11 protein-coding genes and 1 pseudogene are annotated in these 12,441 nt (G+C 61.8%); 10 read left to right on the top strand and 2 right to left on the bottom strand.

Features of this window, described 5'->3' with window-relative positions:
* The first annotated feature begins 39 nt into the window (after nt 1-39).
* From ACIP6G_RS13985 to ACIP6G_RS14010, 6 genes are all read left to right on the top strand, one after another.
* The gene (locus ACIP6G_RS13985; RefSeq protein ID WP_400290782.1) at nt 40-1,734 is read left to right on the top strand and encodes a hypothetical protein; all 1,695 of its coding nucleotides are present in this window, start codon (nt 40-42) and stop codon (nt 1,732-1,734) included.
* Nucleotides 1,735-1,739: 5 nt separating this feature from the next.
* Nucleotides 1,740-2,651 carry a co-chaperone YbbN gene (locus ACIP6G_RS13990; protein ID WP_400290784.1) on the top strand — a complete coding sequence of 304 codons (912 nt, stop codon included), beginning with the start codon at nt 1,740-1,742 and terminating at the stop codon, nt 2,649-2,651.
* A 139-nt stretch (nt 2,652-2,790) separates the two neighbouring features.
* Nucleotides 2,791-3,549, top strand: a complete 759-nt coding sequence (locus ACIP6G_RS13995) for an ABC transporter ATP-binding protein (protein WP_400290786.1) — start codon at nt 2,791-2,793, stop codon at nt 3,547-3,549.
* On the top strand, nt 3,531-5,096 hold the full coding sequence (locus ACIP6G_RS14000; RefSeq protein WP_400290789.1) for a transporter: 1,566 nt from the start codon (nt 3,531-3,533) through the stop codon (nt 5,094-5,096). The genes ACIP6G_RS13995 and ACIP6G_RS14000 overlap by 19 nt, the downstream gene beginning before the upstream one ends.
* 301 nt (nt 5,097-5,397) lie before the next feature.
* Entirely contained in the window at nt 5,398-5,649 is a 252-nt protein-coding gene (locus ACIP6G_RS14005; RefSeq protein WP_105658424.1) for a DUF3039 domain-containing protein, read from the top strand.
* 55 nt (nt 5,650-5,704) lie between these two features.
* Nucleotides 5,705-7,471: a DEAD/DEAH box helicase gene (locus ACIP6G_RS14010; protein ID WP_105658425.1), complete on the top strand. Its 1,767-nt coding sequence runs from the start codon at nt 5,705-5,707 to the stop codon at nt 7,469-7,471.
* A gap of 79 nt (nt 7,472-7,550) precedes the next feature.
* Here the strand turns inward: ACIP6G_RS14010 and ACIP6G_RS14015 are convergent, their stop codons facing one another.
* Both ACIP6G_RS14015 and ACIP6G_RS14020 read right to left on the bottom strand, forming a co-directional pair.
* Entirely contained in the window at nt 7,551-8,144 is a 594-nt protein-coding gene (locus ACIP6G_RS14015) for an isochorismatase family protein (RefSeq protein ID WP_400290791.1), read from the bottom strand.
* Between the two features lie 104 nt (nt 8,145-8,248).
* Entirely contained in the window at nt 8,249-9,547 is a 1,299-nt protein-coding gene (locus tag ACIP6G_RS14020) for a nicotinate phosphoribosyltransferase (RefSeq protein ID WP_105662594.1), read from the bottom strand.
* A gap of 142 nt (nt 9,548-9,689) precedes the next feature.
* On the opposite strand from ACIP6G_RS14020, the gene clpS reads away from it, so the two are divergent.
* The 4 genes and pseudogenes from clpS to ACIP6G_RS14040 form a co-directional block, all read left to right on the top strand.
* Nucleotides 9,690-9,974: an ATP-dependent Clp protease adapter ClpS gene (clpS, locus tag ACIP6G_RS14025; protein ID WP_105658428.1), complete on the top strand. Its 285-nt coding sequence runs from the start codon at nt 9,690-9,692 to the stop codon at nt 9,972-9,974.
* A 2-nt stretch (nt 9,975-9,976) separates the two neighbouring features.
* Nucleotides 9,977-10,555: a DUF2017 domain-containing protein gene (locus ACIP6G_RS14030; RefSeq protein WP_400290795.1), complete on the top strand. Its 579-nt coding sequence runs from the start codon at nt 9,977-9,979 to the stop codon at nt 10,553-10,555.
* A 3-nt stretch (nt 10,556-10,558) separates the two neighbouring features.
* On the top strand, nt 10,559-11,482 hold the full coding sequence (gene murI / locus ACIP6G_RS14035) for a glutamate racemase (RefSeq protein WP_105662596.1): 924 nt from the start codon (nt 10,559-10,561) through the stop codon (nt 11,480-11,482).
* Nucleotides 11,479-12,273 (top strand): annotated as a pseudogene (locus tag ACIP6G_RS14040) (MBL fold metallo-hydrolase); the annotation flags it as partial. The gene murI and the pseudogene ACIP6G_RS14040, both read left to right, overlap by 4 nt.
* Nucleotides 12,274-12,441 lie beyond the last annotated feature (168 nt).

Here is a 12,441-nt window from a genome sequence, read left to right on the forward strand (position 1 = left end):
CAAAGAACAGCTGTGAGACGTAGGCGAATAGGTGAACCTGTGCGAAAAGTAATCTCCGTGATCGCGATGCTGCTGGGGGCCGCGGCCCTGGTAGTCGGCATCGGACAGAAGACCTTTTGGGCCCCGCCCGAAACGGTGACCGCGAGCATGCCGCAACTAGCTGATGAGGCACCGCTGACCCTGATTGAATCCTCGGTCAACGACCCCAAGCTGGACCCGGTGGAACTGGTGATCAAGTCGAAGGGCGAATTCACTGCTTCCTTGGGCCGCGACTATGACGTCGAGGCGTGGATCGGCGATGCATCGCATATATCGGTCACCGGCATCGACACCGAAAACCACAAGATGATCGCCGAGCACGCCAAGGGCAAGGCCGATGCGCCTAATCCCGCCGGTGATGACATCTTCTTCGACTCGCAGACCGCGGATCAGACCATGACCTACCGCTGGACCGCTCCGGATTCCGGCGACTGGTCCCTGCTGCTGGCCGCAGGCGGAAAGGATGCCGCTCCGGTGGATATCTCGGTAACCTACGCGAACGACGACGCCATGCCATTTGCCCTGCCGCTGATCATTGCCGGCTCGCTGCTGCTGGTCTTCGGACTGGCCCTGCTGGTCATGCGCCCGGGCAAGCCGAAGAGCGGGTCGAACACCCAGCACTCGGTCGCCGCCGTGGCCGTAGTGGCCCTGGCGATCTCCGGTGTTTCGCTGCCCATGGCGCCAAGCGACGAGTCCAGCGCCAACCCTTCGGAATCCGAGCAGAAGTCGCAGGACGCCAAGGCGTCCGATGATGCCAAGGGCTCCGAGTCCGCTTCTTCCTCGGTTGAAGAAGTATCCAGCTTCCCGGTCATCACCGAAGAGCAGCTCAAGCGCGTTCTGGCTGATGCCCAGAAGCAGGTAGCCAAGGCCGATGAGAAGAGCGATGCCAAAGCCCTGGAACCACGCAGCGCCGGGGCGTTCAAGTACCTGCGCGATAAGCGCTACGACATGCTCAAGGAGAAGTTCGAGGTAGACAAGCCGCTGGCGCTCACTACCCAGGTCATCCGCTCGGCCGCTGTGCCGAATGCGAATGAAGCCAAGTTCCCCCGCGTGATCTCCGTGGTGACCGCGAAGAACAATGATGCCGACACCCTGCCGCAGGCGCTGACCCTGGTGCAGGCCAACGCCCGAGATAACTTCAAGGTGGTCTTCGCCGGCCAGATGCTGCCGAACTCCACCTTCCCGGGCATCGCCGTTGGCGACCCGTCGACCAAGCAGCTGGCTGCCAACGCCGAGGGTCTGCAGATGACCCCGGAGAAGGCTCTGGAAGCATTGGGCAACGTGCTGACCGATGGCAAAGCCAAGGACAAGGACAAGTTTGCCGAATCGGACTTCATCAAGGCGGTGCACGCAGCCCAGAAGGATGAGTCCAAGGAAGCCAACGAGGCGGACGTCAAGTACAAGCGCACGGTCACCAAGGGCGACACCAAGGTGGTTTCCACCCCGGATGGCGGAGCGATTGTTACCGGCAAGCTGAACAACAAGGCGCTCTTCGTGCGCACCGAAGACGCTGACCCGCTCAAGAGCACCGACAAGCTGACTGAACAGCTGCTGGGATCCAGCTCCTCGAACGGCGACGTGGAAAGCACCTACGCCGAGCCGGTGATGTTCTACCTGCCAGCCGACGGTTCCAAGGACAAGATCCAGCTGATCTCTGCAAGCCAGATCCTGCTCGATGTGAAGGAAGTTGACTAACCCCCATGACTGATCAGAACATTCCCTCAACCCGTGGTGCGGTAGATCTCTCCGCCCTGGCCAGCCAAGGACCGGAAGTTACCGGCAGCATGCCGGCTGGTCCGGCAAGCTGGACCACCAATCTGGATGAGGCTGCGTTCCAGCAGTTCGTCGGCATGTCCCAGCAGGTACCTGCCATCGTTTCCCTCGGCTCGCCTCGCGTGCAGGTCTCGGCAGACCTGGATGCGACGCTGCGCAAGCTGGTGGATGCCAAGGGCGGCAAATTCATCCTCGGCCTGGTGGATGCAGAAACCTACCCGCAGATCGCCCAGGCCTTCCAGGCGCAGCAGATCCCGATGGTGGTGGCGCTGATCAAGGGCCAGCCGGTGCCGCTGTTCCAGGGGCCTGCCGATGAACAGCAGATTGTCCAGGTTTTCGCACAGCTTGAACAGCTCGCAGTCCAGCAGGGCATGAGCGGTACCGCCCCGGCATTCTCCGGGCAGGCCGGCGAGCCTGAGCCAGAGCTGCCGCCGCTGCACCAGAAGGCCGTGGACGCCATCGATGCCGGGGACTACGCCGCCGCCGAGGCCGCCTACCTGGAAGCGTTGAACGAGAAGCCGAACGACAAGGACGCGCAGATCGGTGTGTACCAGGTTCGACTGCTCTCGCGCACGCACAACCTGGATCTGAACAAGTCCCGCGAGCAAGCCGCGCAGAACCCTGAAGACATCGCAGCCCAGCTGGATGTAGCAGATCTGGACGTGGTGGGCGGGCATGTTGAAGATGCCTTCGCCCGACTGGTTTCGCTGATCTCCCGCCTGGCTGATGAAGACCGCGAGCGGGTCCGCCGTCGCCTGATTGAGCTCTATGCGGTAATCGGCAACAGCGATCCACGCGTAGCTGCCTCGCGGCAGAAACTGGCACGCGTACTCTTCTAGGCTGACGTCCAGGGACTGGACCAAGCAGTTCAACCGCCGCGACCCAGGGTTTTTCCCTGGGTCGCGGCGGTTGTCTTATACCTGGGTTTAACTCCAAAGGATGATGCGTTCTGACTAGGGGCATTGCTAGTCTTAGGCTATGAATCAGATCGCACTGGACATTCGGGGTCTTGCCAAGCAATTCGGCGCCAAGATTGCCGTGAACAACGTCAGCCTGCAAGTTCCTGCGGGTTCCTTCTACGGTCTTGTCGGACCCAATGGTGCCGGCAAGACCACCATGCTTTCCATGGCCACTGGATTGCTGCGCCCGGATTCAGGCCAAGCGCTGGTCAACGGCGTGGATATCTGGGCTGATCCGCAAGCGGCCAAGGCCACGTTGGGAGTCCTGGCTGATGGCGTGCGCCAGTTTGACCGGCTGACCGGCCGCCAGCTGGTGACCTACTCGGGATTGCTGCGCGGCATGGAACGCGCAGAAGTTGCCCAGCGTACCGAAGACCTGCTGCGCGTGATGGATTTGCTCGATGACGGAGACAAGCTGGTGGTGGACTACTCGGCCGGCATGACCAAGAAGATATCCTTGGCTACCGCGATGATCCACTCGCCAAGGCTCTTGGTTCTGGACGAGCCGTTCGAGGCGGTGGACCCGGTATCGGCGGCGAATATCCGCGACATCCTGAATAACTACGTTGAATTCGGCGGCACCGTCATCGTTTCCTCGCATGTGATGGACCTCGTCCAGCGCATGTGCACGCATGTCGCGGTCATTTCCGATGGCATGCTCAAGGCGCAGGGCACCGTGGATGAAGTCCGCGGCGGCATGAGCCTGGAAGATCGCTTCGTCGATCTGGTGGGCGGCCGCGCCAATAATGAGGGGCTGTCATGGTTGCGCACGTCCTAAGCTTGAAATTGCGCTTGCTCGCCAACGGCTTCAAGCGCTCCGTCGGCCAGCTCATTGGCGTCATCATCGGTGGCCTGTACGCACTGGGCATGATCACCATGCTGACCATGGCCATGTGGTTTACCGCCGGCGATATTCCTTTCCAGGGCGAAATCTTCACCCTGATCGGCTCGGCCGTGGTGCTGGGCTGGGCCATTATCCCGCCGCTGCTGACCGGTGTTGACCTCACCCTGGAACCTTCACGCTTTGTCCACTTCGGGATTCCGGAAAAGACCTTGGGGCCAGCGCTGGTGCTGGCTGGCTTTATCTCGATTCCCGCGGTGCTGACCATTGCGGGCCTGCTCGGCGCCTCGCTGATGTGGCGCTTCGATGCGGGCGCGCTCATGCTGGCACTGCTGGCAGCGGTGGCGACCGCGGTGATGGCGATTCTGCTTTGCCAGTATTTGGTGATCATGGCGACCGCACTGCGGGCCAAACGCCGATTCCGTGAATTGACTTTCGTGCTGCTGTTCGTGGTGCTCATCGCCTTGGGGCCGATCGTGACCTCGGCATTGGCTGCCGCGCAGAGTATGAGCGACTGGATCCAGCCGATTGCCTCGGTCTTGGGGTACACCCCGCTGGGTGCCTTTGCCGCGATTCCCGGGGCTTTTGCCTCGGCGCAATACGGCCAGATGGCGATCCATCTGGCGCTGGGCTTGCTCTACCTTGGCGGACTGTACCTCCTGCTGGCTCGGGCTACCGCCAAAGCCACGGTGACCCCGCCGCCAGAGCAGCGCGCTGCCACGGCCAAGGGGCTGGGCTTCTTCAAGTTGATGCCGGCCACGCCAACGGGCGCCGTGGCTGCCCGCGCACTGACCTACTGGTTCAAGGATCCGCGCTATGCCATTGGCGTGCTCATTGTGCCGATGCTGCCGTTGCTCTTCTGGTTCACCGGCAACCAGACCGGCAGCTACGTGATGATGTTCCTGCTGGGCCCGTTGATCGGCATCTTGATGGGCTTCTCCATCTCGGCCGACATTTCCTATGACAACACCGCCTTTGCGCTGCACGCACTGACCGGCATTTCCGGACGCGCAGATCGTGCAGGGCGAGTGCTGTCCTGTTTCCTGATTGCCATCGTTCCGGTCCTGGCGGCAGCCATTTTGCCGGGCCTCATCTCCGGTGCGCTGTGGCGCATCCCGGGAGACCTGGGCCTGTCACTGGCTGGGCTGCTTATCGCGTTGGGTGTCGCGTCGGTCTCCTCGGCCCGCTACACCTATTCGGTGCCGCTGCCGGGTGATAACCCGATGAAGACCCCTCCGGGTAATGGCATGCGCATTGCGCTGACCCAGCTGGGAATCATGTTTGCCATGGGCCTCCTGCTGATCCCGGTTCTCATTCCGTACATCATCGGCTGGGTGAAGCAGTCGCAGTCCTTCGGCTTCATCACCTTGGGCGCGGGCCTGGTCGTGGGTATCGGGCTGATGCTCGGCGGCATTGCCCTCGGTGGCAAATGGTACGAAAAGCGCACTCCTGAGCTGATGCAGTCGGTCATCCTCAATAAGTAGGCGCAGCAGCCGAATTGCTGCCTTCGGCCGTCTAGCGGGACGCTGTTTTCCGCTAGGCGGCCGTTTGCCTGCCTTGGGTGCAAGGAGGTTCACAGGATATTGATCGGGTCGCGACCAATTGGCTCAATATTGACTTCCAAGGGCACCGCAACGCATCGGAAGACCACTGAAAAATGGTTGTTGACTTGCAGGGAGGAAGAAATCGATGGGGCGGCCTAGTGCAGCGCGGCAAAGTCAATGTGGACAAGCTCCCATGCTTTCCACGCGGACAGCAGTGGCAATCCGTATTAGACTTGGAGGCATGGTGGAACAGTCTGAAGAAACCCGCGGTGGCACTGCCACGATTGAACGTACCGAGACAACCCAGAGTGTCGAGGCCGGAGATCATGAGCGTTTTGCTCACTACGTGCAGAAGGAAAAGATCATGGAGTCGGCAATGACCGGCGACCCAGTGATCGCTCTGTGCGGCAAGGTCTGGACGCCAGGCCGAGATCCGCAGAAGTTCCCGGTATGCCCCGAGTGCAAGGAAGTCTACGACTCCATGATGGGGTAGTGCTGCGAATGAACTAGCACTACTTCACACAATGCACGCGGCCGGGAAAAGGTAAATGACCGAGACACTCTTTGATTTTGGCGACAAGCTTCCACTAGAAGACAAGCTGCCGGTAGCGTATCCGGAACGTGCGGCTTGGGGAACTGGGCCGAAGCTGCGTGCCTGGCAGGCCGAGGCCTTGGCTCTGTACTTCGATACGGAGCCCAAGGACTTCATGGCAGTGGCGACCCCTGGCGCAGGTAAGACCACCTTCGCGCTGCGCCTGGCCAAAGTGCTGATCGACTCGGGCAAGATCAACCGCATGATCGTTGTCGCGCCCACCGACCACCTGAAAAAGCAGTGGGCGGATGCGGCGGCGCGTGTGGGCATCTCACTGGACCCGAACTACAAGAACTCCGACGGCCGGCACGGCTCGCACTACATGGGCGTGGTGGTGACCTATGCCCAGGTCTCGCTGAAGCCCGCGGTGCACCGCGCGAAAACCGAAGATGCCCGCACCCTGGTGATCATGGATGAGGTCCACCACGCCGGCGATGCCCTGTCCTGGGGCGATGGCATTCGTGAAGCATTCGAACCGGCTACCCGGCGGCTTGCCCTGACCGGTACCCCGTTCCGTTCCGATGCGGCCCCGATTCCTTTCGTGCAGTATGTGGACGAGGGCGATGGCATTCGCCGTTCCAAGGCGGACTACACCTACGGCTACGGCAGCGCCCTGGCTGACCACGTGGTCCGTCCGGTGCTGTTCATGGCCTATTCGGGCAATATGCGCTGGCGTACCTCCGGCGGCGAGGAGATGGAAGCAAACCTCGGCGAAGGCTTCACCAAGGATGTCACCGCCCATGCCTGGCGCACCGCGCTGGATCCGCACGGCGACTGGATCCCGTCGGTGCTGCAGGCCGCTGACCGGAGGCTCTCGGAGGTCCGCCGCACCGTGAAGGACGCCGGCGGCCTGATCATCGCCACCGACCACGAGGACGCGCGCGGCTACGCGGCCCAGCTCGAAGCGATCTGCGGCGAGAAGGTCACCACCATTCTTTCCGATGACCCCAAGGCATCGCAGAAGATCGACGATTTCTCCGAATCCGACGCGCGCTGGATGGTTGCGGTGCGCATGGTGTCCGAAGGCGTGGACGTTCCGCGTCTCTGCGTGGGCGTTTATGCGACGTCCACCTCCACTCCGTTGTTCTTCGCCCAGGCGGTCGGCCGCTTCGTGCGTAGCCGCAAGCGCGGCGAGGTGGCTTCGGTCTTCCTGCCCTCGGTGCCGATCCTGATGGCCTTGGCCAACGAGATGGAAGTCGAACGCGACCACGCCTTGGACCGTGAAGGTTCCAAGGACGAAGACGGGCTGGACGATTCGCTGCTGGAAGCGGCGAACAAGGAAGACAAGGCCAGCGACGAGCTGACGCGCAACAAGTTCGAGGCGCTGAACTCGCAGGCCTCCTTTGACCGCGTGCTCTTCGACGGCGGCGAATTCGGTACCGGCGCCGACATCGGCAGTGAAGAAGAACTCGGCTTCCTGGGGATCCCGGGCCTGCTGGATACCGAACAGGTTTCCGAGCTGCTGCGCAAGCAGCAGAACAAGCAGATTTCCAAGGGCGGCACCAAGCCCGAGCCGGTCTCGGACCACCGCCGCATGATGGAGCTGCGCACCAAGCTGTCGAAGAACGTCTCGGCATGGGCCGCCCGCACCGGCACCCCGCACGGGCAGATCCACAACAAGCTGCGCAGCGTCTGCGGCGGGCCTGCCGTGCCGCAGGCTACTGCTGACCAGCTGCAGGCGCGCATTGACAAGCTGCAGGACTGGTTCGTCGGGCGAAAATAGGCTCCACGAGAGAACGGCTTTGCTCCTGACCGGAAAATCCGGTCAGGAGCAAAGCCGTTTCTGCTTTCCGGGGGGATCATCAACCCAGCGAAATCACCGTTACCCCGGCTGCCCTCAGTTCCTCGCGTATCGCCGGCAGATTCTCCGGCGAGACTGCTGCGGTCAGCGGAGAAATAATGGTCGTGGTGAATCCTGCTTCAGCTGCATCGAAGGCGGTCGCCTTTACGCAATGATCCGCGGCGAGCCCTACGACATCTACAGAGTCAATGCCTCTGGCCTTGAGCCATGGACCTAGCAGTTCTCCGCTTTCATCAGCCTGGTCAGCCGATGGATCCAGCACTCTGGCTTCGAAACCCGAATAGGCTGCGGTGAAGCGCCCCTTGGCGAAGTGCGCATCCAGGGGCACCTCGGCGAGCTGCGGATGCAGGGCGGCGCCAGGTGTTCCGGCGACACAGTGCACCGGCCAGGAATCAACGAAGTCCGGGGTTTCCGAGAAATGATTCCCCGGATCGATATGCCAATCCTGGGTGGTGACGATTGCCGAGTAGGCATCGCGGCGTTCGGCAATATCCGCGGCAATGGCCGTTGCGACGGCGTTGCCACCGGTCACGGCCAGGGCTCCGCCTTCGCAGAAGTCGGGTTGGACATCAATGATCAACAGGGCTCTGCTCATCGCTGCCTCCTGGCTGGGGGAAGTGTAGAGATTGGAAAACTGCGGACCGCAGGATCCTTGAATCTGGATCCTACGTCCCGCAGCTGGGATTTTCGTGTGTTCGACTAGTCCTGGATCATGACGGTCGGGATGACCGGTTCGCCACGCTGCATCTTGCGGGCCACGCCTGGCAGTTCCTGGACCGATGCGAAGTGGCGCTCGGTGGCGAGCTTGACGCCAGCTGCACCCACGTACGCCTGATCGATCTCGCCATGGCGCACCAACGGGACCACCAGATCCCGCTCGGGGCCGCCGGTGGTGTACTCGGAAGTGGAGACGATTTCAGCGACAGCGCGGTTGCGTTCATTGAGCTGGCGCACCGCGTACTTGCGCCCGCCCACGCTGGCCTTGTTCGCCGCGGCCTTGGCGACCGGAATCCATTGCCCCGAATCGTCTTGGCGGGCAACCAGCTTGTAAACCATCGACGCGGTCGGATGGCCGGAGCCGGTGACCAATGCCGTGCCGACGCCATAGGCGTCAACCGGGGCGCTGGCCAGGGCGGCGATCGCGTACTCGTCGAGGTCCGAGGTCACGGTGATCTTGGTGTTCCAGTTGCCCAGGTCATCAAGCAGCTCGCGAACCCAGCCTGCCTGCTGCACCAGGTCGCCCGAGTCCAGCCGGACTCCGCCCAGTTCCGGACCCGCAACTTCAACCGCGGTGCGTACGCCCTTCTCCACGTCGTAGGTATCCACCAGCAAGATGGTGTCCTTGCCCAGCGAGGCAACCTGCGCTTCGAAGGCGGCGCGCTCGGTGTCGTGAAGCAGGGTGAACGAGTGGGCCGAAGTGCCAACGGTCTTCAAGCCATAGCGGGCACCGGCTTCCAAATTGGACGTTGAAGTGAATCCGGCGATCATGGCGGCCCGCGCGGCAGCCACTGCTGATTCCTCATGGGTGCGGCGCGAGCCCATCTCGATACATGGGCGTTCGCCGGCCGAGGCGATCATTCGCGATGCCGCCGAAGCGATGGCCGAATCATGGTTCATGACCGAGAGCAGGAAAGTCTCGATAACGCAGGCTTCAGCGAAAGTCGACTCCACGGTCAGCAGCGGCGAATTCGGGAAGTACAACTCGCCCTCGGCATAGCCGGAGATGCTGCCGGTGAAGCGGAAGTTCTCCAGGTACTTGATGGTTTCCGCGTTGACTACCTTATTGTCGCTGAGGAAACGCAGCTGTTCGTCATCGAAGCGGAAGTTTGCCAACCCTTCGAGCACGCGACCAGTACCTGCGACCACTCCATAGCGCCGGCCCTCGGGCAAGCGGCGAGCGAATGCCTCGAAGACAGACGGGCGGTGAGCTGCACCGGATCCCAGCGCTGCTTGGAGCATGGTCAGCTCATAGTGGTCGGTGAAGAGACTGGTGCGCATGTGACGCTCCTGATGATCGGAAAAGGCCTTATACGGTGCTGCTTGGGAAAGCAGACCGGTTTTACTGTATAACGGCTCACGCTCAAGGTGATATTTGCCGTGTCCGGTGTTGCGTTCAGCTTCCAAGCGTAAAATGGTAGCCATGACCGCAATGCCCGATGTACTTTCCGAATTTGAAACCCTGGTATCCCAAGACAAGCCCTGGCGCTTGGTCGTGTGGAATGATCCAGTGAACTTGATGAGCTACGTATCCTACGTGTTCCGTTCCTACTTTGGTTTCAGCGCGGAAAAAGCCGAGAAGCTCATGCTGCAGGTGCACCATGACGGCTTCTGCACGGTGCGCAGCGGCAGCCGCGAAGCTATCGAATCCGATGTGCAGGCAATGCACGGGTTCGGCCTGAACGCAACGATGACCCAGGGAGCCTGAACGTGGCGAAGGCCTTCAAGAACGGTTCCAAGGGCATTACCGGAACGCTGCACTCCGCAGAACGAAAACTGATCCGCGAACTCTTCGGCGATGTCATTGGAATGCTCGAGGAGCGCGCGCAGCTGCACCAGCTGCCCGAAGATGTTGATCCGCTTTACGCCCTGACCGGGATGCGGCCCGAGTCCATGGACCTGCCGCCGGTTTCTGATCCTGCGCTGGCCAGGCTGCTGCCGGATGCCAGCGATGACGCAGTGGCCGCCGCCGAGCATCGCCGGCTGACCGAAGCCGACCTGATCGCGCAAAAGGTTGGCCGCCTGCGCGAGGCCCAGATGCTGCTGGACACCGAAAAGCTGGTCTTGGACAAGGACACCGCGACGCGTTTTGCCCAAGCGCTGAACGACGTGCGCCTGGTGCTCGCAGAGCGCCTGGAAATCCGCAGTGAAGAGGATTCAGCCCGGGTCGCAGAGGTGCTCGATGCATCCGAGGTGAACACTCCGGAAGAATACATGTCCTTGGTGTACAACCTGATTTCATGGGTACTCGATACCCTGATGGCTGCACTGATGGATGCGGAGTTCTAATCCATGAATTCCTACTTTGCTACCGGGCAGGTCTCGGCCCCGGAGGCCAATACCCCCATCGGCATTTTCGACTCGGGCGTTGGCGGACTGACCGTGGCCCGCGCGATCATTGACCAGCTGCCGGGCGAATCGCTGATCTATGTGGGGGATACCGCCAACTCTCCCTATGGCCCGTTGCCCATTGCCCAGGTTCGGGCCAATGCGCTGGGGGTGATGGATGAGCTGGTCGATGGTGGCGTGAAGCTGCTGGTGATTGCCTGCAATTCGGCCTCTGCCGCGGTGTTGCGCGATGCTCGCGAGCGCTATACCGCGCGCTATGGCATTCCGGTCGTCGAGGTCATCCAGCCGGCGGTGCGCCGTGCGGTAGCCGGCACGAAGAATGGCAAGATCGGCATCATCGGCACCCAGGCGACTGTTGGTTCACGCGCCTACGAGGACGCCTTTGCGGCCGCGCCGAACTTGCAGGTCTCCACCGTGGCCTGCCCGCGCTTCGTGGAGTTCGTGGAGTCCGGCATTACCGCCGGTGCCGAGCTGCTGGAGATCGCGCAGGAATACCTGGCGCCGCTGCAGGCCGCCGATGTAGACACCCTGGTTCTGGGATGCACGCACTATCCGTTGCTGACCGGCGTGATCTCCTATGTCATGGGGGATTCGGTCAGCTTGGTTTCGAGTGCCGAGGAAACGGCAAAGGACGTTTTCCGGGCGTTGACCCGCCATGCCCTGGTGCGCAACGACGGCGCCGCGGCGCGTCATGAGTTCCTAGCCACAGGCAACGCTGATAGCTTTGGTGTACTGGCTCGCCGATTCCTCGGACCCGAGGTGCTGCAGGTGCGCCACGTGGACCATGTAGCCGCCCACTATCCGACCGGAGCTATTTCGCGGATTACCCCGCAAATGATTGCCGCGTCGAAAGCGAGTAACGAATGAAGCTGACCATCATTGGATGCACCGGGTCATTCCCAGGGCCGGGATCGCCCGCTTCCTGCTACCTGGTGTCGGCCTTTGATGGCACGCGCGACTGGAAGATCCTGCTGGATCTGGGCTCAGGCGCATTGGGCGTGCTTCAGCGTTACACCGATTTAAAAGACATTGACGGGATCATGATTTCCCATCTGCATCCGGATCACTGCATGGACCTTTGCGGTTTGCATGTGGCGATTCGCTGGGATCCGATGGGCTGGGGCCGGGACCGGATGCTGGTGCACGGTCCGGAAGATACCGCCGAACGCATTGAAACGGCCTACTCCCTGCCCGATGGCGACACCATGGCCAAGGACTACGACTTCCAGGTCTGGAAATCCTTGCAGCCGGTGAACATCGGTCCCTTCACCATCACTCCCTACCCGGTGCGCCACCCGATCAAGGAAGCCTATGCGCTGCGCGTGGAAGCGCATGAGCCGGGCCCCGATGGCGAGTTGCTGACCAGCGTGCTGACCTATTCCGGGGACACCGACAGCTGCGATGGCCTGGTTGAGGCAGCCCGCGGCGCTGACATGTTCCTGTGCGAAGCGGCCTTCGAAGAGGGCCGCGATGACCATATCGACGGCGTGCACCTGACGGGCAAGCGTGCTGGCGAAATGGCGACCGCGGCCGGTGCCGAGCGCATGCTGCTGACGCACATTCCGGTATGGACCGACATCAACAAGGTAGTCGAAGAAGCCAAGGAAACCTACGACGGCGGGATCGCTGTTGCCGTTTCCGGGGTGACGTACGGCGTGTACTCCGGCAGTCTGAAGGAAGACAAGGACCCGGCCCTGTTCAAGGGGGAGCGCGGTACCGACTACCTGAAGACCCGTACAGGCACCATGCCGACCATCAAGTACGAGAAGACCCGCAAGTTCCCCTTGCTCAAACGCAAGAAGTAGGCACGCGGAACCGGAGAAAAG

The organism is Glutamicibacter sp. NPDC088483 (assembly GCF_044753145.1).
In the GTDB taxonomy this organism is placed as follows: domain Bacteria; phylum Actinomycetota; class Actinomycetes; order Actinomycetales; family Micrococcaceae; genus Glutamicibacter.